This is a genomic window from Acinetobacter lwoffii (assembly GCF_029024105.1).
Taxonomy (GTDB): domain Bacteria; phylum Pseudomonadota; class Gammaproteobacteria; order Pseudomonadales; family Moraxellaceae; genus Acinetobacter; species Acinetobacter lwoffii.
The window spans coordinates 872,007-895,428 of record NZ_CP118963.1 but is presented as its reverse complement, the minus strand read 5'-3'; the positions used below and the strand labels follow the sequence as shown (position 1 = coordinate 895,428).

Sequence of the window (23,422 nt, the reverse complement as noted above, 5' to 3'; positions counted from 1 at the left end):
CAAAATGCCATAAAAAAAGCTTACCTCAGGGTAAGCTTTTTTGGTCTTTATTCGGGCGAATGTCTTAGCAGAATTAAGCCGTGGTATTTTCAAGTACTTTCTTGAACAAATCTTTTTGTTCCTGACTTGGTTTTGCAGTTTGAAGTGCCATCAATTGTGACATATCACCCTGTACTTTGATTTTACCTGTCATGAAGGCCTGCATCGCAGCAGCCATATCAAACTCTAGAAAAACTTTACGTAGAGTTTCGCCATCCATATTCAGCGTAGTTTTGGCATTTGAAGACAAACCTTTTTTGATTGCCCCACCATCTAAAGATAGTTCAGTATTACCTGTAGTGTCCGCTACAACCAAATTAATCGCAAGGTTCGCCAAAGCTGGTGGCAAATTCAAATCGCCAGCTTGCGCAGTTAGAGTTTCTACAGTTGAAAACCAATCATCAGTTAAAAAAGCAGGCATGATCTTTCCTCAAATTATTTGTTCATTTGTGTCGACTATCCAGACGACATCATGTTGAAGCTATTATGCTTGTGCTTTGTTATATCATGATCATTAGCGCAAAGGCTAACGAATTTTGTACGCGCCGTTCAATTTTTGTAGTTCTATTTTTATTTATGTTTATAAGCAGACATCAACCCGCAGGCTGATGTCTACACGTTCTAAAATTAGTCTGCAGCAAAGCCCAGATTGACCATATTGATCCGACGGTTCTCGCCTTCCACAGCTTCTTCAGTTGAATCACCGCCTTTGAAGTCGAATTCACGCTGGCTGTCCAGCACTTCAAAATCAAATAATTCACGATCGACCAGCTGCGATGGCGAAACATTTTGCAATGCGCCAAAAATGCTGTGCAGACGTTTTGGATGTGCTTTATCCCAATCACGTAACATGTCATTGATAATTGCGCGCTGCAGGTTGTCCTGAGAGCCACATAAATTACATGGAATAATTGGAAATTGACGCATTTCTGCATATTTGATGATGTCTTTTTCTTCCACATAGGCCAGTGGGCGAATCAGAATGTTCTTTTTGTCTGAAGACAACAGTTTTGGTGGCATAGCTTTCAAGCTGCCGCCATGGAACAGGTTCAGGAAGAAAGTCGCCAAGATATCATCACGATGATGGCCTAAAGCAACTTTGGTCGCGCCAATTTCCTGCGCAAAACCGTATAAAGAACCACGACGCAAACGCGAACAGACTGCACAATAGGTTTTGCCTTCTGGCGTCAGTTTTTTGGTAATGCTGTAGGTGTCTTTTTCCAGAATGTAATACGGAATATTATTTTCTTCTAAATAACGCGGTAGAACATCTTCAGGGAAGCCTGGCTGTTTCTGATCCAGATTTACAGCCACTACATCGAAATTGATCGGTGCGATGCGCTTGAACTGTAGCAGGATATCCAACAGGGTATAACTGTCTTTACCACCAGAAATACACACCATGACCTTATCGCCTTCTTCAATCATCTTGAAGTCACGAATGGCATGTCCGACCTGGCGGCGAAGCTTCTTCAACAAACGGTAGTAGGCTGAGCTTGTTGGCAGTTCAGGTTTGAAATTAAATCCTTGTTCGGACTCAACTGGCGAGTACATAGACGAGATTAACCCATAAAAAAAATACCGCGCAATTTTAGCCGATTCAGACCGCTATCGCATCAAAAGAATTTATTTTCATGAAAATGTCTTATTAGTTTCATTTTCATGTTTTATTTAGATTGATATATTGAACGATTGCGTTCATTTTTTAGTCAAGATGCTTATCTTTTGGACTTTTCCACAGTTGTCCACAAAAGCTGTGGATAACTTTGTGGATTGAAACAGACTTGACAACTTGTCCGGCTCAAAAGATAAGGCTTTTCTTTGAATTGATCATTTTTTGATCAATTTAATTATTTATAAAAATCAATTAGTTAAACCTGTCAAGCCTAAGGTTTTAAATTAAATCATATTTTTTTTTCTACTGCTAAAATGTAAAAAATGACTTGCATTTACAAACTCGTTTATAAATGCAGCGCACAAGTCTTTTCATTCCGTAATTTTTTGTTAAACTCTTTATTGAATTTTTCTCGCTTGTGTTTACTTAATATAAACAATGAAAATAAATGTGCATGTTTTGGGGCGTTATGGGATCAGTGGTTTGCTATTGGCAAGCTGTTGTCACTTTGCTTATGCCGGTCAAACGATCTATCAGTTACGTGACAGTAATGGCAGTACTTTATTGACCAATAAGAAAAGTCGCTATAACCATCTACAGGTAGAAAAGAAAACCTATTATCCAGACAGCAATATTCACAGTTATAGCAACTGGGGCTCGAGTGAAGCTTCTGTATTGCCTAGCTATAGTAGAAATAAAAATGCCTATGACTCGATTATTCGTCAGGCAGCACAAACCTATGGCGTGTCTGAAGGCTTGATTAAAGCCGTGATGCATACCGAATCCGGTTTTAATGTACAGGCACGCTCTCCAGTCGGTGCACAGGGCTTAATGCAACTCATGCCGGCGACTGCCCGTCGTTTTAATGTCAGCAACGCTTATGACCCGCAGCAGAATATTATGGCAGGCGCCAAATATCTGGCCTGGTTATTAAAACGGTTTAATGGTAATACCACCTTGGCACTGGCAGGCTATAATGCCGGTGAAGGCAATGTCGCCAAATATAAGGGTGTGCCACCGTTTCGTGAAACTCAGGACTATGTCCGTCGTGTCAGCAGCCGTTATCAGAACTTATATGCTCAGGGAATTGGCAATACTAGTGCTGCCTATACAGCATCTTCTGATAATGGTCGTGTGATTGCCAGTTCTGACAATTATTCGACTGAAACCACCACAGCTTCCAATATTCAGGCTGCAAAATATCAGCGTCAGATCATTGCTCAAGCGGATGGCAGTTTCACCGATGCACCGGCAGGCTCATATGCCACCGCGAATGCGTCAGCATCTGCAAAAATATATTTAAGTGAATAACTCCTAAACAGCTTTGTTTTTAAAGACCTATGTTTCAATTTGCACAAAAAATATCCTGTGTTTTTTGTAGCCAAATGCTATTTTTTCCTTGAATTCTTCTCGATTTCACCGCATATTGATTTCAATGATTTACATTTAATAATCAGATTATTTTTCTGTAATAAGAGGATTTCTCAATGATGCGGATTGGTTTGTTCTTGCTAACCAACCTCGCGGTACTGGTTGTAGCTGGCATTATCTTGTCACTCTTCGGTGTCGGTAGTTACCATGGCGCAGGTGGCTTGAATCTAGGCAACCTGTTGGTCATCTGTTTTGTGTTCGGTATGGTCGGCTCAATGATTTCCCTGTTCATGTCTAAATGGATGGCGAAAAAGACCACGGGTACTGAACTGATTGACCCGAATGCACCTCGTAACCAAGCTGAAGCCTGGTTGCTCCAAGAAGTTGCACAACTTTCTCAGCGTGCAGGCATTAAAATGCCGGAAGTGGGTATTTTCCCCTCTTACCAGTCGAATGCCTTTGCCACTGGCTGGAACAAAAACGATGCTCTCGTTGCGGTATCAACCGGCTTGCTTGAGCGTATGAACAAAGACGAACTTCGTGCAGTATTGGCGCATGAGATTGGTCACGTCGCCAATGGTGACATGGTCACTCTGGCACTGATCCAAGGTGTTGTGAACGCCTTCGTGATGTTCTTCGCACGTGTCGCGGGCGATTTTATTGACCGCAATGTCTTTGGTCGTGAAGAAGGTGAAGCCCCGGGTATTGCCTATTTCGTGATTACTATTGTGCTGGATATCGTATTCGGTATTTTGGCGTCGTCGATTGTGATGTGGTTCTCTCGTCACCGTGAATACCGTGCTGATGAAGCAGGTGCACGTCTGGCAGGTAAACAAGCCATGATTTCAGCATTACTGCGCTTACAGGCAGAATCTGAAATGCCAGATGCCATGCCGAAAGAAATGAAAGCATTTGCGATTTCTGCGGGTAAAGAAGAAGGCTTTAGCCTTGCTGCATTGTTCCAGACGCATCCAAGCATCGAACAGCGTGTCGCTGCATTGCAACAACTAGATTGTGCTTAAGTAAAACTTTAGTTTTGATTCAAGAAAAGCCTGCAATTGTAGGCTTTTTTTATTGGATTTAATTATTCTTTAGCTGACCTATCATTGGCTGAACCATTGATACAGCGCCATAGCACCCCACCCGATCGCGAAGACAAATAGAATCAGGAATAAAGTGCCTAAAATATCAGGGATATGAATCCAGATCCAGGCCACCACAGGATTGCGCCAGAATCCAGATTGCTGTTTTTTGCGTTCCAGATTTTCATGCAAAAATGGATGCACCACATGTCGATCGCTATTAATCTGATATTCCTCGCGAATATGCAGGTGCACGACATCGAGCGCTTTGCGACTGGGCCGAATAAAAATATCAAAGACTGTGCCCGCCACCGGAATAAATCCTACTACCGCATCGATCGCCGCCATCTTTATCACTGGATTGAGTTTGGCACTCGGCACCCCGATCTGTTTGGCCTTATGAATGGCATAACAGGTCAATATAAAACCGGCAATATCTCCAGCAACCGGAATCGTACTCAAAGCCGCGTCTGCCCCTACTCCTTGCTTGGTAAACGGAATACGTACTACGGAATCCATTATATTGGCAAACTTGGCCAGATCACGTTCCAGACGTATCACCTCTTGTTGGCTTAGTTTTGGTTTTTGTCCAGACTCAGGCATAGGTTATTCCAGAAATAATGCTGATTTTCATGAGCATAAAGCATTTTTTCTAGGCTGTTGTATCAATCTGTGAATTAAAACAATAATTTGGAAGCCACAAATAAATACAGAATCACACCGGTAGCATCGCAGATGGAAGTCACCAATGGCGCCGAAGCACTGGCAGGATCAAGTTTGAGTTTATTTAAAATAAAAGGCAGACTCATGCCGATCAGGCAGCCCATCAACACAATCCCGAGCATACTGATGGCCAGCACCACAGCGACCATGATATCTCCCCGAATATAACCCAGAATGGATACCGCAATCGCCATGGTGCCACCTAAACATAGCGCCACCAGCGATTCACGACTGAGCAGGTTAAACCAGTCCTTGAACTCGACATCGCCTGTGGCCAAAGCACGCACCATCAAGGTGGCTGATTGCGAACCGGCATTCCCGCCACTCCCCACCAAAAGCGGCAAGAAAAATACCAGCACGATATGTGCGGCAATGATCTCTTCAAAGTGTGCAATGCCGATTCCAGAGAGCAGACTGCCAAAAACTAGAATGACCAGCCAAAAGACCCGCTTCTGATACAGGGTCAAAATCGGGGCAGTTTTAAGGCTCATTTCAGTCAACGGCGTTACTGCACCCGACTTTAAAATATCTTCCGTGGTTTCGGCTTCGACAATGTCCATTGCATCGTCATAGGTGACAATTCCTAAGAGTTTTTGCTGTGCATCAACTACAGGCAGAGCAATAAAATCATAGTAGGCCAAGGCTCGAGCTACAATTTCCTGATCATCTGTTACCTGAGCAGAAATGACGTCACGTTGCATCACCTCGGCAATGCTCAGCTCAGGTAAGGCCTGTATGATCTGCCTTAAGGAAATCACACCGATCAGCCGTTCTTCTGCATCGACAATATAAATCAAATACAGGGTTTCCTGCCCGGCGGCCACCACACGTAAAGCCTGTATCGCTTCATCCATGGTTAAATCGGGTGAGAGCGTCACAAAACTTGAGCTCATCATGGCACCCGCTGTACCTTCCGGATAGATGGCCAGATCTTTGAGTGTCTGCTGGGATTCTTCAGATAATGCGCTCATCAATTGCAGCTGTAGCGGCGGCGAAAACTGCTTATAAATATCGACAAAATCATCAGAGGGCATTGCGTCCAGAATGGGAACAAGTTCTGAAATAGATAAGTGCTGTGCCACGTTTAACTGCTGCCCTAGGGGCATAAAAGCATAGACCAAGCTCGGTTCATTCAGTTGCCTTAAAATTCGGGCCTGTTGCCGAGCATCTAAACGGCTTAAAATGCGCGCCTGATCGGCGACATTCAGCTGACTGAGTAAACTTACAGTGCTGGCGTGATTTTCAGAATGTAATTGTTGTTGGATATGCTGGATTTTTTCTGAAATTGTCGGCATAAGCAGCTCATTATAAAAGTCTGGCATTCAAGAGATGTTTGTCCTGATCCCTGTATCCTAATTTTTCATGTGAATAATTTTAATGATCATGCTGCAATATGACGATATTTTTTGTATTAATCAAATCCTCGATATTTAGCCAGAAAAAAGCCTGACTGAGTCAGGCTTTTTATAAAAAAACCATAAATTTATTCAATAATTGGTTTTTTCTTTATCAAGCGACGAATTAAAACATACATAAATGGAATAAAAATCAGCACCAGCAATGTTCCAAAAATGACACCACCAAATACACTCACGCCAATTTCCTGACGACTCACCGCACCAGCGCCTGTAGCAAAGACCAGCGGTAAAATCCCTGCGCCAAAGGCCAAAGAAGTCATCAAAATTGGACGTAGACGTAAAGACGCACCTTCTAGTGCGGCTTCTACTACCGATTTGCCTTGTTGCTGCGCTAATGAAGCAAATTCTACAATCAGAATAGCATTCTTACAGGACAGACCGATGGTGGTCAGCAAGGCAATCTGGAAATAGATATCATTCGGGAAACCAGCCAGATAACTGAAAATAATATTGCCGCCAATCCCCAGTGGAATAGCCGACATCACAGCAGTTGGAATGCTCCAGCTTTCATATAAAGCCGCCAGACAGAGAAAAATAAAACCGATTGAAATCAGATACAGCCAGATCGCCTGATTATTGGACTGTTTTTCCTCAAAGGAAAGACCGCTCCAGACCACATCGACTCCCTCCTGCTCGGCAATCAAAGCTTCCACATCCTGCATGGCCTGGCCGGAACTGCTGTCTTTGGCTCGATCCGCTTCCATTTGCAATGCGGTATAACCCATAAAACGGTTGACCACTTCAGGGCCACCACTCCAGCCCACTTGCGAGAAGTTGCTAAAAGGCACCATCTGATTCTGGTCATTTCGCACATGCCACTGCGCCAGATCTTCTGGCTTAGAACGGAATTCAGCATCACCCTGCATGATCACCCGTTTAATCCGGCCGCGATCAATAAAGTCATTAATATAACTGCCGCCCCAGGCGCTGGATAAGGTACTGTTGATTGCCGATTGGGTCAGGCCATTGGCCATGGCCTGTTTCTGGTCAATATTGACGCGTAGCTCTGCTTTGTCAGGATTAGAACGCTTGCCCAGATTTTCAAAGCTCGTATAGTTGCCTGCCCGAGCTTCCAGCGCTTTAAATTGTTGTTCCAGATATTGCCGGCCATTGCCATTGATGTCTCGAATCCAGAAATCCAGACCATCGGTTTGTCCCAAACCATTGACTGAAGCTGGCATGGACACATTAATTTGTGCATTGCGATTACTCTGGAAATGCTTCAAAGCCCGTTCACGAATCGCTTGTGCAGTATTGTCCTGACCGGAACGCTCATCCCAATGTTTTAATGCCACAAAACCGGTCGCCAAATTCTGACCAGTTCCAGAGAAATTTCGCCCATAACGGATCATCACCAGATTGACGTTGGCTTGTTCCTGATCCAGAAAATACTTACGAACTTCTTCACCGATCTGAATGGTATTTTTCATCGGAGCGCCTTCCTGCAATTTGATTTGCAAGCTTAAGATCCCCTGATCCTCACTCGGCAAGAAACTGGTCGGCAAAGCACGATAGAACAGCGCAAACACACCGATCAATCCAGCAAACAATAGTAGACAAATCGCCTGACGCTGAATGGTGAGTTTAGACAAATTCAGATAATGATGTTTTAAATGATCCAGTTTCTGATTAAACCAGGACGCCCATTTTGCCGGTTTAGGATTCGGTTTTAGGATAAGCGCGCACAATGCTGGGGTTAGAATCAATGCCACCATTAAAGACAGCGACATGGCCGCAACCAAAGTGATAGAAAACTGGCGATAGATCACGCCAGTCGATCCACCAAAAAAAGCCATTGGAATAAAGACTGCGGTTAAGACCAAAGTAATCCCGATCAGTGCCCCACTAATTTCCTGCATGGATTCCAGGGCAGCGTCTTTGGCGGACAGTTGCTTTTCATGCATCAACCGTTCGACGTTTTCCACCACAACAATCGCATCATCCACCAACAGGCCGATCGCCAGAACCAGCGCAAATAAGGTTAAGGTGTTGATACTCATACCCAGTGCATACAGCACCGCCATCGTACCCAAAATCACCACTGGAACAGTCACGGTAGGAATCAAAGTGGCACGCCAGTTCTGCAAGAAAATGAACATCACAATGATGACCAAGATCACGGCTTCGATCAGGGTTTTGACCACTTCTTTAATTGATTCTTGTACAAAAGGCGTATTGTCTCGTGGATAGGCAATTTTATAGCCTTCAGGCAATTGCTGTGAAATGCGGGCAATTTCAGCTTTAATCAGATTAGAGGTGGCAATGGCATTGGCCCCTGACGCCAGTGAAATACCTAGACCAGCCGATGGATAACCATTATTGGTACTATAAGACTGATAATTTTCAGCACCCAGTTCTACCCGCGCAATATCTTTCAAATAAATAAAGCTGCCGGCACGATCCGATTTGACAATAATATTCTGGAATTCTTCTACAGTTTTTAGCCGTGAACCCGAAGTAACTTTGGCATTCAGGTATTGCTCGTCTATGGCGGGAAGATCACCAATCGCACCAGCAGCAACCTGAGTATTCTGGGCTTCAATCGCAGCACGCACATCGCTTGGCATCAGGTTATATTGTTTCAATTTTGCCGGATTCAGCCAGATCCGCATCGCATATTGTGAACCAAAAACATCCACCTCACCAATGCCTTCAATCCGGGAAATGTCCTGTTCCAGATGGGTCATCAGATAGTCGGAAAGTTCAATATTGTTGCTGCGCCCCGACTCATCATACAGGCTGATCACCATATGGGTATCACCGAGCGATTTAAAGACATTAACGCCTTGGCGTTGTACATCTTCCGGTAATCGGTTTAGTACCCCATTAATCGCATTTTGTACCTGAACCTGTGCAGTATCTGGGTTGGTGCCATTTTCAAAGCTAATACTGACCCGGCTGCGCCCTGAAGAATCACTACTCGAACTGAAATACAGCAGATGATCAATGCCTTTGATTTGCTGTTCCAGCACTTGAGTCACACTTTCTTCCACAGTTTCTGCAGAAGCACCGCTATAAGTTGCTGCCACCGTTATCCTTGGCGGGGCAATGTCCGGATAACGTTCCACTGGCAGGTTCATCACTGCGAACAAGCCGATTGCCATGACAACAATCGCCAGTACCCCAGCGAAGATCGGGCGGTGGATAAAAAATTTAGACAGCATAAGTCCGGGTCACTTTTAATTAAATAGGGGTAAATTGATGCAGAACATAAGCATGCTATATCCAAATATTCAGTGACATAGCACTAGAATGCAAGAATTAAACACATAAAAACTGCGATAAAAACCAATCATGGAGAAATTATGGATAATCCCTCTTGAGCATATTCTTGAGATTGCTCTTCCCTATTTATTAATAGCATTTTTCCAAACAAAAAACCCTGCATCTGCAGGGTTTTTTGGTGAATCAATTGAGCGGATTAAGCGCTGAACTGGTTCATTGTGTTTTTAGAATCATCACCAGCTTTCAATGCATTGTCACCAGCGAAGATTTCTTTGTGGTCATCACCGATGTCAGAACCAGCCATTGCTTGGTGTTTAACACATGCGATACCGCCGCGGATTTCTTTACGTTGTACGCCAGCAACATAAGCCAACATACCTTCAGTACCGAAGTAACCTTGAGCAAGCTCATGAGTAGAAAGTGCAGCTGTGTGGTAAGTCGGAAGTGTGATCAAGTGATGGAACACACCCGCTTCACGAGCAGCGTCAGCTTGGAATGTACGAACTTTTTCGTCAGCTTCAGCAGCCAGTTCAGTTGCATCGTACTCAGCGCTCATTAACTTAGCACGGTCGTAAGCAGAAACGTCTTTACCTTCAGCAACCCAACGGTCATACGCTTGTTGACGGAAGTTTAAAGTCCAGTTGAACGAAGGCGAGTTGTTATAAACAAGTTTCGCATTTGGAACTGTTTCACGTACACGGTTAACCATGTGAGCGATTTCAGCAACGTTAGGCGTCGCAGTTTCGATCCAAAGCAAGTCAGCACCGTTTTGTAGGCTAGTTACACAGTCAAGTACAACGCGGTCGATTTGCGTGCCTTCACGGAACTGGTATAGACCAGAAGCAAGACGTTTAGGACGGTGAAGTTTACCATCACGCTTGATCAGAATTTCGTCTTCTTGAGCTTCTGAAATGTCGATTTCAGTTGTGTCTAAGTAGCTAATGTATTGAGAAGCGATGTCGCCTGGCTCTTTAACCACTGGGATTTTTTGAGTCAAGTCAGCGCCTTCAGAGTCAGTACGTGCAACGATGATACCGTCATCAAGACCCATTTCTAGGAATGCGTAGCGAAGAGCGTGGATTTTCGCGATGAAGTCTTCGTGTGGAACTGTTACTTTACCAGCTTGGTGACCACATTGTTTCGCATCAGAAACCTGGTTTTCGATTTGTAGTGCACAAGCACCCGCTTCGATCATTTTCTTAGCAAGTAAGTAAGTCGCTTCTTCGTTACCGAAACCAGCGTCGATGTCCGCAATAATTGGCACAACGTGAGTTTGGAAGTTGTCAATTTGTGAAGTGATTTCAGCTGCTTTAGCAGTGTCGCCCGCTTCTTGTGCTTTTTTAAGTGCACGGAACAAGTCGTTTAATTCTTTCGCGTCAGCTTGACGTAAGAATGTGTAGATTTCTTCGATCAATGCAGGAACAGACGTTTTTTCGTGCATAGATTGGTCAGGAAGTGGACCGAATTCTGAACGAAGCGCTGCAACCATCCAACCAGAAAGGTAGATGTAGCGACGTTCAGTTGTACCGAAGTATTTTTTGTTCGCAATCATTTTTTGTTGCGCGATGAAACCGTGCCAGCAACCTAGTGATTGAGTGTATTTGCTAGAGTCTGCATCATAAGCAGCCATATCACGACGCATAATTGCCGCTGTATATTTCGCAATGTCTAAACCAGTTTTGAAACGGTTTTGAAGTTGCATACGCGCAGCATCTTCAGGACTGATGTCTGCCCAAGTGTTACCGAATTTCGCTTTTAATTCGCGGATTGCATCAATCGCTGTTTGGTATGTAGTCATGATATATTCCTGTAATAATATTAGGATTTTTCTGCAACGAACCGCTCAAATCACACCCTCAATGACTTGTTCAGATTTTCGACGATCCGTTGGGATAGCTAAAGATTAGTGGGCTTATGAAAATTAATCCAATAGTCTGCAAGAATCTTCAGTATTTATTTAAAAAATGAGTAGATCAAAGTCTTATTACAATCTTGATAGATTAAATTAAGATTATGTTTTATATATATTTATTTAAAAATAAAAATGGATAAAATTTCCACATGTTGCTTAAAAATAATTCATTAGACTTAAGTCTGGATATGGGGTTTATGCCCTTTTATCTTTAAAAAATACTGATCTTTGATGATTTATTCAACTTGATGAATTCTCGATTTAGTGTACTTTTCACTCAAATACTGAACGTAAGAACAGCCTTTCTCATGTTCTTTTAAAGCGAAAAGATGGTTTTCATTTCCCTCTATAAAAAGGCTAAATGATATTCTATTTAACGTGCATCTTTTCTCTTATGTACACTTTGAATAATGGAGCTTAAGCCTGTGTTAATTTTGTAAACTTTATCAGTGAGCACATGGCTTTTTTTCATCGACGCTTTACACAAGGCCCGGCAATTATGGCATAATCTTCATAATTTCTTGTATTTATTCTCGGTATTTCTTTTATGAATCTGGAGCGGGTCGATCTCAATCTATTAATTTATCTTGATGTACTTCTTCGCGAAAAAAATGTCACACGTGCAGCAGAACAACTGGGCGTTACCCAGCCTGCCATGAGTAACATCTTACGCCGATTACGCAATTTATTTAATGATCCCCTCCTGATTCGTTCTTCTGAAGGCATGACACCCACTGAACGTGCCTTAGAATTGCAGCCCCGCATTCGAGATGCGCTCGCTGATCTGTCGATGATCCTAGAACCACGTACCGAGTTCCGTCCATATACCTCAAATCGTGTCTTCCGGATCATGACCTCGGATTATGCAGAAGCCACGCTGGTTCCACGTCTGGTTAAAGCCCTACGTTCAGAAGCACCGAACGTGGTATTAGACTTCCTGACGCCAAGTGACGTGTCATATCGTGACATGGAACAAGGCAAGGTCGATCTGGCAATCAACCGTTTTAATGAAATCCCGCAAAGTTTTCATCAGGTTTTGGTCTGGCGTGACAGCTTTTCTTGCCTTTTAAATAACAAGCATCCTGCCGCAAGCAACTTAAACCTTAAAAGTTACCTGGATGCACAGCATATCTGGGTTTCCAAAACCGGTATGGGTGTTGGCTTCGGGGTAAATCCTGAAAAACAGGCCGGTTTAGGCTGGATCGATCAGGCTTTAGAACGTATTGGCCAGAAACGTAAAATCTCAGTCTTTACCCGTCACTACCAGATGCCGGGGTTATTGGCTGCCAATGTCGATCTGGTCGCAACACTGCCTTCACGCATTGCACGTTTGCAAGCCAAGAATCACAATTTAATTCTCAAAGATCCGCCGTTTTATATTCCTGAATTTGAATTGAAAATGGCATGGTGTCCTTTATTGCATCATCATCCGGCGCATCGCTGGTTACGTCAGCTGATTTTATATGTCGCCCGCCAGATGATTGAAGAAGAAAACCGTGAATTCCTGAGCAATAATTCTCAATTTTCACATTATTAAACTCAAAATCTTCTAAATTCTTATTTTTTAAGATTATACTTCGAAGACTTGAGATGTCATTGTTACACCTCAAGTCTTTTTTTGTGTTAAAAATATCCCAAGATACTATTCATCCACAGGTGGATTTGTGAGCCTCTTACAAAATATTGTGATTATCTTAATACTCATCACGGGGGCCGGTTTTTTATCTTTAACTGAAATCGCCCTCGCTGGTGCCCGTAAAGTCAAACTCAAAATTCTGGCTGAGTCGGGTGATCATCGCGCTCAAAAAGTTTTAGATCTACAAGAAAATTCTGCAGACTTCTTTGCAGCCTCCCAAATTGGTTTAAATGCAGTTGCCATTCTTGGTGGTATTTTAGGTGAAGGTGCCTTCCGTCCTTATATTTATAATTTTGTTTCCCGCTTTTACCAAGGACCTTGGGCTGACAATATCAGCTTTGCGCTTTCCTTTACGGTCGTCACTTCATTATTTATTTTATTTGCAGACCTGATGCCGAAACGTCTGGCCATGATTGCGCCAGAAAAGATCGCAGTCTCAGTCATCGAGCCAATTCAGATTTTCATTAAAGTCTGCAAACCTTTGGCTTGGTTTATCAATGCGATTGCCAACATGCTGTTCCGTCTGTTTAAAGTAAATACTATTCGTGATGACAATATTACTTTTGATGATATTTCTGCAGTGATGGATGCCGGTGCACAGGCAGGCGTGCTCCAGAAACAGGAACACCATTTCATTGAAAACGTATTCGAGCTGGAAGAACGTAACGTGCCTTCGAGTATGACCACACGTGAAAATGTGGTGTTCTTCACCTTAAATGAACCGGAAGAAAGTATTCGGCAAAAGCTGGCGGAATACCCCTATTCCAAGTTTCTGGTATGTAGCAATGACATTGACAGTGTGATTGGCTATGTCGACGCCAAAGACATTCTGGTGCGTATTCTGAACAACCAGTCGCTGCTGCAACTCAATGAAAATACCATCCGTAATGTCCTGACTATTCCTGACACTTTGACCTTATCGGAAGTTCTGGACCGTTTCCGTTCCACCAAGGAAAAGTTTGCCGTCGTCATTAATGAATATGCGCTGGTCGTTGGCGTGATTACCCTTTCTGATATTATGATTACCGTGATGGGTGACTGGGTGACGCCTATTGAAGCCGATCAGCAAATTATTAAACGTGACAATAATTCCTGGCTGATTGAAGGCAGCACGCCGATTGAAGACATCAAGCATGCGCTTGAAATTGATGAAATGCCTGATGATGAGAACTATGAAACCATCGCTGGCTTCATGATGTATAAATTACGCAAGATTCCACGTCCTGCAGATGCCGTGATATTTGGTGCTTATAAGTTTGAAGTGGTGGATGTCGATCATTTTAAAATTGACCAGTTGCTGGTGACCCGCCTAATCGAAACCAATTCAGTTATTCAAGAAGAATCAGATTAATCTGGTTCTTCTTTTTAGCCCTCTATTCAAAAAATTATTCTAATAAAAAAATCCATAAGGTGAGTGATGAATATTTCTGCATTATTGGCATGTCTGTTTTTTTATTCAGCCCTTTATTTGTTTTACTTCTTCTTTGCCAAACAACAGAATCCCCTGCTTTTACTCGCAGCCATCATTCTGATGGTTTTAACAGTTTTCATTATTCCCTACCCGCATGAACGTCGCCGTCAAGGTTTCGACTCGACCTTGAGATTTGGAGAGTATTTTTATTGGCCATTAATCACGTGGTGGCGTTTATTTATTCTGCCCATCAGCTGGCTGATTGCACTGATATATCGTGATTAAAAAAGCACCTTTGGGTGCTTTTTTTTAGATCTAGTTATAGCTTAGATTTTTGCTAATAAAGCCTCAAGAACGGCTTGATAGTGAATCTGGATATCATCTTCTAAAATTTTGTAGGCATTATCGAATTGCACCATTGGCCAGCCTTCTTTCCAGAATGGGAAAATATTATGCAGGTCATGGGTGACAATGGCATCTTCACGCACAATTGCTTGGGCAATTTGTGACAGCACTTGCGCAGTTTCAGCGCCATCAATCGCCATATAATCAATACCGCGCGCTTTTAAAATACGGATTCGGTCTTTTTTATAACGGATTTTTTTGATTTGTGCTGCATTCAGACCCAAAGCCAAAGATACGGCTTCGACAAATTTGTCTTCAAATGACTGATTCAATGCTACTAAGGCTGCTTTATGCGCTTCCTGACGACCAGCTTTACCACCCTGACGAATTGCTGCTTGCGCCTCAGTATTTAGCTCATCCTTTTTCATACTTTGCAGGATGTCTAAAATTTCGATGTCGCTTAACGCCTGAGGAGATTGATCAGTCATAAACTGTCCTTAAAAAAATAAATCTTGAATCGGCTATTTTCGCATAATTCGTCGCTAAAAAACTAAAATCTTCATGATTAAAACAGTGCTACGTTCTGAAACTGCATTTCTTCTGCGATTTTGCGCAAAATCGACTATAGTGCTTCATCTATATATTAAATTAATCTCTGGATGATGCCCACTACGCAAGTGACTTTGTTGCTACAGCAACTTAAGCGCCAATATCCGACTGCATTTAAAGGAAATTACCTGTTTTACAGTCAGATTAAAATCCGTGGAATCTGGGGTAAAGCCAAGCTTTTAATTCCTTGGGCCTTGGCCGCCATGATTTTTGTTCCCATCAGTTTGATGTTAGGAGATTTCGTACAGCAATCTTTTGTGCAAATCAGCGAATTTCAGGCGCAGAGTTATGCCATGTTGGCCATTCTACTGTTCCTGATGTTGAGTCTCACCTTGATTCTGTACCAGATTCAGCATTCTTCTTATTCGCTGTATCAATTATTACGGCATACCCCAATCAAGATGGCTATTGTGATTCTGATGCAAGCCTTAAATCTGGTCTTTATACAAAGCAGTTTGCTGATGTGGAGCTTATTCTTCTTTGGCGTGAGCTTTGGTTTTGTGCGCTTTTATCGAGAAAATTTATTCAAGGAAAATAGTAAAAATACTGAGCACTATCAGCTACAACAATTACGTAAAATCTGTTTTTGGGCTTATAAACAAACCTGCCTGATCCGACTAAAATTACGTTTTTATTCAAGCCATGATCCTCGGTATGCCGAACTAAAACAGCAATTAAATCACTATGCCGGGTTATATACGCGGCTGCTGAAATATGAGCATCAATATTGTAAAACGATCAAGCATCTAGATGTCGACAGCTATCTGGATGAAAATTCATAGTTCTCTCTATCCTTTTTCATTGGCCATCTTAAAGATCTGCAAATATTGAATTTTAAAAAACGTTGATTTGCTGATTTTTAGAATAGAAGCCACGGAATTGCTTGAAAAGAAAGCAATCATTTCGGAATTTGCTTGCCAAGCTTTATTTCGTCCTCTATTATTGCGCACATGCCCGAGTGGTGAAATCGGTAGACACAGGGGATTTAAAATCCCCCGCCCACAAAGCGTGCCAGTTCGAGTCTGGCCTCGGGCACCATTTTAATATTTATTAAAATGGTGCAATAAAAAATCCAGCATTAGGCTGGTTTTTTTGTGCCTGAATTTTATTCTTTTAGCGCGAAATCCCCATGTCAGAATTAAAACACTTTGATCTCGCTACATTACAATTACGTCATCCAGACGCTTTTTTCCTTAAGCTGCGTTATAGCCGCTTTAAATTTAATGCCTTGCAAAATATCCAGTTTGTTATCGCGATTAATTTACTGTCCCTTCTGGTCTGTGTAGCCTGTAGTCTCAGCTCCGTATTTCTGGAATATTATTTTTTCAAGAATGCCACGATTGCCTTTAATGTCACCTTAATTGTGCTGATGGCACTGCTTTATCCTTATATCTGGCATGCACAATATCAGGCACAGTACAGCTCCAAAGCCTATAGTCAGCGTTTGCAAAATTGCCTCTATCTGCAAATTCCAATTTTTCTATGCTTATTGTTCAACCTCTATCTGATTCATTCGGATGTTTTGGTTATCATCAGCATGATCATTTTAGCGCTTTCCTCTTTTGGCGCTGTGACCTTGGAACCTTTATTTAAAAGTTCCTGTAGCGTAATTGATCAGATCAGGTTGCAGAAACTCCGGCAACTGGCTTTTTGGGCTTATCAACAGTCCAGATCCAAAACACCACAACAGATTCAGGGTCAGTCAAATCTGCAGGCTTATTACCAAAATCTTTATCAGCAATGTATGAATGAAGAGCAACTATTATTAGGCTCGATTCGCTTTAATAACTTTAAAGATTATTTCAACAGGCAATAAAAAACCCTGCAGCTGCAGGGTTTTCTTAAATCACCATTCACGATTGTTAATTAGCTCTTCCATTTCAATCTCGAACAGGCCGTGCTCTTGCACCACCATCATCATGGCTTCAGCAATATAATCAGCAGCAGTATCATCCAGAGATGAATCCAGATCTTCAAACTGAGGTTTCATGACATTAATATCAGCCACAGTCAGATTGGCAAGCTGATAAATCTCTTGATCTGACAAACCTGATTTAGCGACTTTTTGGGCAAAACGTTCAATGTGTTGCTTAATTTCAGCAACCAGAATATCGGGATAATACTCATCATCGAACATGGGGAGAAGTAAATCTGCAAACATTACAGGCACTCTAAAGGATGACTATCTAATCTAAGCGTGCCTATATAGCATATTGTTGCTTAAAAGCCAAACAACATTGCCAATGTAGGGATTTCCCAGCCTCGCTTTCTAAGCCATTTGCATGGCTTGCCAGACTTTAATCGCATCGGCTGTAGCCTTAACATCATGTGCCCGTACCATACATGCACCCTGCTGAATACTCAACAAATGCGCTGTTGCCGAACCTATTGCACGCTCTTGCGGTGCTGCACCATCTAGAACTGTCCCAATAAAGCGTTTACGAGATAAAGCAGACAAAATCGGATAGCCCATTTCTGTCAGTTTATAAAACTCTTGCAACAGCTTGAGATTTTGCTGGGCATTTTTAGCGAAACCAAAACCTGGATCAATCATGATATTTTCCGCTTTCACTCCCACATCCAAGGCATCCTGAACGCGTTGGGATAACTCACGAATCACATCAGCAGTGACATCTTCATATTGATCCAGATTGTTCATGGTGGTCGGTTCACCGCGCATATGCATGATGATCACTGGAATATTCAGCTCTGCTGCGGTCTGCAATGCATTCGGCCGAGTCAAAGCACGGACATCATTCCAGATATGCGCTCCGGCCTGAACTGCTGCGCGTATGACTTCAGGTTGCGACGTATCAATCGAGAGAATGATATTATGTTTGGATAAAGCTTCAACCACAGGCACCACGCGGCGAATTTCTTCCTCCACTTCTACTGCTGCTGCACCTGGACGGGTCGATTCACCCCCAATGTCGATGACGGTTGCGCCTTCAGCCATCATTTCCAGTGCGCGGGCGACTGCATCTTCTTTTTGATTATGCCGGCCACCATCACTAAAAGAATCCGGGGTGACATTGAGAATCCCCATTACATGCGGCTGGGATAAGTCCAATTTTAAATCACCAAATGTCCATACATGTGGTAACAAAGGCATCAACTGCATGATTCAATACTCACTTAAAATAACCCCGATATTGTCTTATGGATAGTTAATTAAAGCAAAGATGAATAAGGCCAGGACCTAGATTTCGAAGTAATTATTTCGGGAATATTGCATCATCTTAGTTTGTAATAATGTTTTCACATCTGACCATTCACTTTCTAAAATACTATAGATGTAGCTATCTCGAATAGTGTGTCCATCTTTACGCAGCATATGACACCTGATAATGCCATCCCGCTTGGCACCTATTGCTTCAATCGCTTTCTGGCTAGGGAGATTCAAGTGATCAGTCCGAAAGCCGACAACCTGAACGTTTAAACTTTCAAAAGCATGTCTTAACAAGAGATACTTACATGCGCGATTTACATAAGTTCTGTGATAGCCCTTGGCATACCAGGTATAACCAATTTCAAAACGTGGAATTTCCGTCTTAATATCATGATAACTGGTAGTTCCAATTGCTTGACCGGAGTTTAAATCGATGACAGCAAAAGCCATCCGTTCACCTTGAGCTTGCTGTTCAAAGGCCTGAGAAAAATATTTTTTTAAGTTATGCAGATAAGGCACTGAATTATATAAGATCTCGCCTAAATTTTCTTCAGCGCATGCGATGGCTAAATCAGAAAAATGTTCCCAGCTCAACGATTCAAGACGAAGCTGATAAACACTGGATTCCAGAACAGGCATATTCATTTTTATTTTTCGTATTCATTTTTAATCGCTCAATATAACATTCAAAAAGCGATGACAAAAATGACAAGCATAAAAAAACCACCCGAAGGTGGTTTTTTTAATAAGCTTAGTTCGCTGGCAATGGCGGAGGAGTCAACGGACCATCATCTGGGGTTACATCAATCACAGGATTGTCTGCCACATAGACCTTTGGTGGCTGAGGCTCACGACCTTCCATGATGTCACGGATTTGATCACGATCAATGGTTTCCCATTCCATCAAGGCTTTCACCATCGCATGGGCAATATCTTTTTTGCTTTCCAGGATATCGCGTGCGATTTTATATTGCTCATCTAGAATTCGACGAATTTCACGATCGACTTCTAGTTGTGTGGTTTCCGAAATACTGCGGCTACCAATACTGCCCATGAAAGATTGCTGTGCATCTTCTTCATAGACCATGACACCGAGTTTGTCCGACATACCATATTTGGTCACCATCGCACGTGCCATTTTGGTTGCACGTTCGAAGTCATTTGAAGCGCCGGTCGACATCTGGTTAATGAAGACTTCTTCAGCAATACGGCCACCAAACAAAATCGAAAGTTCATTCAACATTTTGTCTTTGTAATGGCTGGTCTGGTCAAATTCAGGCAGCTGCCAGGTAACACCTAAAGCCCAGCCACGTGGCATGATTGTCACCTTATGCACAGGATCTGTACCTGGCAAGCTTTCAGCAACAATCGCATGCCCTGCTTCATGATAAGCCGTCGCACGACGCTCTTCATCACGAAGTACCATCGATTTACGCTCAGGACCCATATACAGCTTGTCTTTTGCATCTTCAAAGTCATGCATATCGACGGTGTTTTTGTTACGGCGTGCAGCAAATAAAGCAGCTTCATTCACCAGGTTTGCTAATTGCGCACCCGAGAAGCCCGGTGTACCACGTGCAAGAACTTTAACATCCACACCTGTCACTGAAGGCAATTTTTTCAAATGTACATTCAGGATTTGTTCACGACCTTTAATGTCTGGCAAACCAACCACAACTTGACGGTCAAAACGGCCTGGACGAAGTAATGCTTTATCCAGTACATCTGCACGGTTGGTTGCAGCAATCACGATAATGCCTTCATTACCTTCAAAGCCGTCCATTTCTACCAGCATCTGGTTCAGTGTCTGTTCACGTTCATCGTGACCACCACCGGTACCTGAACCACGGTGACGACCGACTGCATCAATCTCATCAATAAAGATGATACATGGCGCATGACGTTTGGCTTGTTCAAACATGTCACGAACACGCGATGCACCGACACCCACAAACATTTCAACGAAATCAGAACCTGAAATGCTAAAGAATGGAACTTTCGCTTCACCGGCAATTGCTTTGGCCAGTAAGGTTTTACCCGTACCAGGAGGACCCACCATTAACACACCGCGTGGAATACTCGCACCCAGACGTTTAAATTTGGTTGGATCTTTCAGAAAATCTACGATTTCAACGACTTCTTGCTTGGCTTCGTCACAACCAGCAACATCAGTGAAAGTGACTTTAATCTGGTCTTCAGACAGCATTTTGGCTTTAGATTTACCAAAACTCATTGGGCCGTTTTTACCACCTGCACCGCCACCCATGTTGCGCATAAAGAACATGAATAACAAAATGATTAAAAGTACAGGGAAACTTGCAATAAGCAACTGCATGAGCAAGCCTTGACGTTGTGGTGCTTCACCTTCAACCACAACATTATTTTTAATCAGGCTTGGCATCAGTTCAGGATCCTGAACTGCCGGACGGATACTTTCAAACTCTGAACCGTTCGATTTTTCGCCACGGATTCTTTCGCCGTCAATCACAACTTGTTTAATTTGGCCAGCATTGACCGCGGCAACAAATTCTGAGTAGTTCATTGTAGTCGGTTGATTGCGGTCACTGACGTTGCTGAAGATTAACACCAGCACACCCAGTATCACGAGCCACAATACGGCATTCTTAAAAAGATCGCTCAAAGCTTTATTCCCATTCCAATCTAATTTGATCATGCCCTGTTCAGGGTGACCTTAATACTTAAGCTGTAAATCAACTTACAATTATCTGAAAACGTACAAAATGCACAATTTTTAACGACTTGGCAAGTAGACTTATTTTAAAGCCTTCTTACGTCCCTGCCCGATCAGGAAAACTTCCTTGGAGCGAGCACGTGATGCCAGAGGTTTAGATGTTTTCAGAACATCAAAACTATCAACCACTTGCTTACGGAATTCGTCAAAACCTGAGCCTTGGAAAACTTTTACCACAAATTGACCTTTAGGGCCTAGCACCTTATTGGCAAAATCCAGTGCAAGTTCACACAAGTAAATCTGACGCGGTTGATCTACAGCCTTATTACCTGATGTATTGGGGGCCATATCTGAAATTACAACGTCTACAGTACGACCATCTAAAATTTCTAACAATTGCTGGAAGACTTCTTCTTCGCGAAAGTCGCCTTGCAAGAACGTTACATCGGGTAATGCATCCATTGGTAAAATGTCAGATGCAATCAATAAACCTTTGTCGCCGACCAACTTACCTGCGATTTGTGACCAACTCCCGGGAGCTGCACCCAAGTCGACCACGGTCATGCCGGGTTTGATGATTTTGTACTTTTCTTGCATTTCTAAGAGCTTATATGCTGCACGCGCACGATAGCCGTCCTTTTGTGCCTTTTTCACATAAGGATCGTCTAAATGCTCTCTCATCCAATCACGACTACTTTTAGATAACTTTTGGTTGGTAATGCGTGTAGCCATAACTCTCTAAATAAAAAAACGTCCAATTATTAATTGTACGTGAAAAAGACATATTTTGCAGTATACATGTGTATCTAAATCTAGGAGTTTTGCTCGTTATGAAGAGATATTGGAAATGATTATTTCCTGATAATTTAAAGCGTTTGTTTTTTGCTTTTGCTATACTAAGCCGTTTTAAAATTCAGGTTATCTCTCATGGCGTCTTTATCTATTCAGGAACGTAAGCGTTTACGTCAAATCGGACATGCTTTAAACCCGGTCGTTATGCTGGGTGACAAAGGCCTGACTGAAAATGTCATCGAAGAATTGGCGCGTGCTTTAAACGATCACGAACTGATTAAAGTGAAAATCGTAGCTGAAGATCGCGAAGCGCGTGCAGCACTGATTGTTGAAATTTCAGAAGCGACTGGTGCTGAAGTAGTTCAGACTATTGGTAAAATTGCGCTGCTTTACAAGAAAGCTGCGAAACAAAACCAAAAATTGTCCAACCTTGTCCGCTTCGCTCATTTGTCTAACTAAGTACAGGACTTATGGCAAGTTACGAACTTAGCGCATTTGATCGCCGTTTTCAGGCCATCTCTCTGGTTGCCGCCATCGAACAGCAAGGCCCATGCAATTTAAATGTGGGCTTCTGGATCCGTGATCCCAATCAGTACATCTTGTGGCCCGACATGGTGACGGCACATCCCCGTCAGGATTTCCTGTGGGAACAGACCTGCTTTGAAATTTTTATTGGGGTTCAGGGCGAAGATTTTTATCGTGAGATTAATCTTTCCCCTTCTCAAGCCTGGCAGGCTTATCAATTCGAAGAATACCGTTATCCTGAAGAGATGCCACCGCAAGCTGCGGATGATATTGAGCTGAACCAGCTCAAACGTACACATTATGGTCTCAATGTCAGTGTGGATCTGACTGATTTTATGGCAACACATAAACTGAAATGGGAAAACTTGTTCCTGGGTTTATCTGCTGTTTTAAAAACCTCACAAGGTGATCAATACTATGCCATGCAGCATAGTAGTCCTCAGGCAGATTTTCATAATAAACGTGACTGGTTGCATGTATTTTAAATAGATTGACGCTGTGCATCAGCTATTTAAAGTGTAACATGCGAATAAAACGTGAGACTTAAAGTCTCACGTTTTTGTTTATTGCTCAACAATGATTGACCCTCTGTATAATTATTTTAGATTTTTTATTGTTTTCAACGTTCATATTTTAATGATGTAGATGATGCTGCTCCTGAATAGATTTCACAGCAGCATAAAGAATAAAAGCAAAAGTAATGATCATCAGAAGAATGGTCCCAAACACCAGTCCCAGCACTCCCAAACATAATACGATTACACCTAGATAAAGTATGCACCCCAATCCGCTTTCCAGATTCAGTAGCATGATCAATATCAGTAAAATAAGTACACCTACAAAATGCTGTTGCATCGT

At 42.6% G+C, this 23,422-nt stretch carries 22 protein-coding genes and 1 tRNA gene; 10 read left to right on the top strand and 13 right to left on the bottom strand.

Annotated elements, in window-relative coordinates; translation table 11 throughout:
- Positions 1-73: 73 nt before the first annotated feature.
- Positions 74-460: an SCP2 sterol-binding domain-containing protein gene (locus PYW33_RS04210; RefSeq protein ID WP_004280536.1), complete on the bottom strand. Its 387-nt coding sequence runs from the start codon at positions 458-460 to the stop codon at positions 74-76.
- A gap of 206 nt (positions 461-666) precedes the next feature.
- The gene (gene ttcA, locus PYW33_RS04205) at positions 667-1,593 is read right to left on the bottom strand and encodes a tRNA 2-thiocytidine(32) synthetase TtcA (protein WP_004280538.1); all 927 of its coding nucleotides are present in this window, start codon (positions 1,591-1,593) and stop codon (positions 667-669) included.
- A 499-nt stretch (positions 1,594-2,092) separates the two neighbouring features.
- On the opposite strand from ttcA, the gene PYW33_RS04200 reads away from it, so the two are divergent.
- Positions 2,093-2,965 (top strand): lytic transglycosylase domain-containing protein, encoded by an 873-nt coding sequence (locus PYW33_RS04200; RefSeq protein ID WP_004645743.1) that lies wholly within the window; start codon positions 2,093-2,095, stop codon positions 2,963-2,965.
- A gap of 176 nt (positions 2,966-3,141) precedes the next feature.
- Complete coding sequence (gene htpX / locus PYW33_RS04195) at positions 3,142-4,047, top strand: protease HtpX (protein WP_004280540.1); 906 nt, start codon at positions 3,142-3,144, stop codon at positions 4,045-4,047.
- Positions 4,048-4,128: 81 nt separating this feature from the next.
- On the opposite strand, the gene PYW33_RS04190 is transcribed toward htpX, so the two are convergent.
- From PYW33_RS04190 to PYW33_RS04175, 4 genes are all read right to left on the bottom strand, one after another.
- Positions 4,129-4,710 (bottom strand): DUF4112 domain-containing protein, encoded by a 582-nt coding sequence (locus PYW33_RS04190; protein ID WP_004645744.1) that lies wholly within the window; start codon positions 4,708-4,710, stop codon positions 4,129-4,131.
- Positions 4,711-4,784: 74 nt separating this feature from the next.
- Positions 4,785-6,125 (bottom strand): magnesium transporter, encoded by a 1,341-nt coding sequence (gene mgtE / locus PYW33_RS04185; protein WP_004645745.1) that lies wholly within the window; start codon positions 6,123-6,125, stop codon positions 4,785-4,787.
- A 188-nt stretch (positions 6,126-6,313) separates the two neighbouring features.
- Positions 6,314-9,412, bottom strand: coding sequence for a multidrug efflux RND transporter permease subunit (locus PYW33_RS04180; protein ID WP_004645747.1), 3,099 nt, complete (start codon positions 9,410-9,412; stop codon positions 6,314-6,316).
- A gap of 257 nt (positions 9,413-9,669) precedes the next feature.
- Positions 9,670-11,271, bottom strand: a complete 1,602-nt coding sequence (locus tag PYW33_RS04175) for an isocitrate lyase (RefSeq protein WP_004280550.1) — start codon at positions 11,269-11,271, stop codon at positions 9,670-9,672.
- 661 nt (positions 11,272-11,932) lie between these two features.
- Between PYW33_RS04175 and PYW33_RS04170 the strand changes: the two genes are divergently transcribed.
- The 3 genes from PYW33_RS04170 to PYW33_RS04160 all read left to right on the top strand — a co-directional run bounded on the left by PYW33_RS04170 (position 11,933) and on the right by PYW33_RS04160 (position 14,717).
- Positions 11,933-12,922 (top strand): LysR family transcriptional regulator, encoded by a 990-nt coding sequence (locus PYW33_RS04170; protein ID WP_004280551.1) that lies wholly within the window; start codon positions 11,933-11,935, stop codon positions 12,920-12,922.
- Between the two features lie 127 nt (positions 12,923-13,049).
- Complete coding sequence (paeA, locus tag PYW33_RS04165) at positions 13,050-14,372, top strand: polyamine export protein PaeA (protein WP_004280552.1); 1,323 nt, start codon at positions 13,050-13,052, stop codon at positions 14,370-14,372.
- A 66-nt stretch (positions 14,373-14,438) separates the two neighbouring features.
- Positions 14,439-14,717, top strand: coding sequence for a hypothetical protein (locus tag PYW33_RS04160; RefSeq protein WP_004645748.1), 279 nt, complete (start codon positions 14,439-14,441; stop codon positions 14,715-14,717).
- A 41-nt stretch (positions 14,718-14,758) separates the two neighbouring features.
- Here the strand turns inward: PYW33_RS04160 and PYW33_RS04155 are convergent, their stop codons facing one another.
- Complete coding sequence (locus PYW33_RS04155; RefSeq protein ID WP_004280554.1) at positions 14,759-15,265, bottom strand: hypothetical protein; 507 nt, start codon at positions 15,263-15,265, stop codon at positions 14,759-14,761.
- A 174-nt stretch (positions 15,266-15,439) separates the two neighbouring features.
- On the opposite strand from PYW33_RS04155, the gene PYW33_RS04150 reads away from it, so the two are divergent.
- From PYW33_RS04150 to PYW33_RS04140, 3 genes are all read left to right on the top strand, one after another.
- Positions 15,440-16,168 (top strand): hypothetical protein, encoded by a 729-nt coding sequence (locus PYW33_RS04150; protein WP_004645749.1) that lies wholly within the window; start codon positions 15,440-15,442, stop codon positions 16,166-16,168.
- A 170-nt stretch (positions 16,169-16,338) separates the two neighbouring features.
- Positions 16,339-16,424 (top strand) — tRNA-Leu (locus PYW33_RS04145).
- A gap of 91 nt (positions 16,425-16,515) precedes the next feature.
- On the top strand, positions 16,516-17,202 hold the full coding sequence (locus PYW33_RS04140) for a hypothetical protein (protein ID WP_004645750.1): 687 nt from the start codon (positions 16,516-16,518) through the stop codon (positions 17,200-17,202).
- Between the two features lie 30 nt (positions 17,203-17,232).
- Here the strand turns inward: PYW33_RS04140 and PYW33_RS04135 are convergent, their stop codons facing one another.
- The 5 genes from PYW33_RS04135 to rlmE all read right to left on the bottom strand — a co-directional run bounded on the left by PYW33_RS04135 (position 17,233) and on the right by rlmE (position 21,979).
- Positions 17,233-17,547 (bottom strand): DUF5713 family protein, encoded by a 315-nt coding sequence (locus tag PYW33_RS04135; RefSeq protein WP_004645751.1) that lies wholly within the window; start codon positions 17,545-17,547, stop codon positions 17,233-17,235.
- 108 nt (positions 17,548-17,655) lie between these two features.
- Positions 17,656-18,507: a dihydropteroate synthase gene (gene folP, locus PYW33_RS04130; protein ID WP_004645752.1), complete on the bottom strand. Its 852-nt coding sequence runs from the start codon at positions 18,505-18,507 to the stop codon at positions 17,656-17,658.
- 78 nt (positions 18,508-18,585) lie between these two features.
- On the bottom strand, positions 18,586-19,200 hold the full coding sequence (locus tag PYW33_RS04125) for a GNAT family N-acetyltransferase (protein WP_004645753.1): 615 nt from the start codon (positions 19,198-19,200) through the stop codon (positions 18,586-18,588).
- Between the two features lie 106 nt (positions 19,201-19,306).
- Positions 19,307-21,196, bottom strand: a complete 1,890-nt coding sequence (gene ftsH / locus PYW33_RS04120) for an ATP-dependent zinc metalloprotease FtsH (RefSeq protein ID WP_004280565.1) — start codon at positions 21,194-21,196, stop codon at positions 19,307-19,309.
- A gap of 132 nt (positions 21,197-21,328) precedes the next feature.
- Entirely contained in the window at positions 21,329-21,979 is a 651-nt protein-coding gene (gene rlmE / locus PYW33_RS04115) for a 23S rRNA (uridine(2552)-2'-O)-methyltransferase RlmE (protein WP_004645756.1), read from the bottom strand.
- A gap of 195 nt (positions 21,980-22,174) precedes the next feature.
- Between rlmE and yhbY the strand changes: the two genes are divergently transcribed.
- The gene (gene yhbY, locus PYW33_RS04110) at positions 22,175-22,498 is read left to right on the top strand and encodes a ribosome assembly RNA-binding protein YhbY (RefSeq protein ID WP_004645757.1); all 324 of its coding nucleotides are present in this window, start codon (positions 22,175-22,177) and stop codon (positions 22,496-22,498) included.
- Between the two features lie 11 nt (positions 22,499-22,509).
- On the top strand, positions 22,510-23,049 hold the full coding sequence (locus PYW33_RS04105) for a DOMON-like domain-containing protein (protein WP_004645758.1): 540 nt from the start codon (positions 22,510-22,512) through the stop codon (positions 23,047-23,049).
- Positions 23,050-23,197: 148 nt separating this feature from the next.
- On the opposite strand, the gene PYW33_RS04100 is transcribed toward PYW33_RS04105, so the two are convergent.
- The gene (locus tag PYW33_RS04100) at positions 23,198-23,419 is read right to left on the bottom strand and encodes a hypothetical protein (RefSeq protein WP_004645759.1); all 222 of its coding nucleotides are present in this window, start codon (positions 23,417-23,419) and stop codon (positions 23,198-23,200) included.
- Positions 23,420-23,422: the final 3 nt, after the last annotated feature.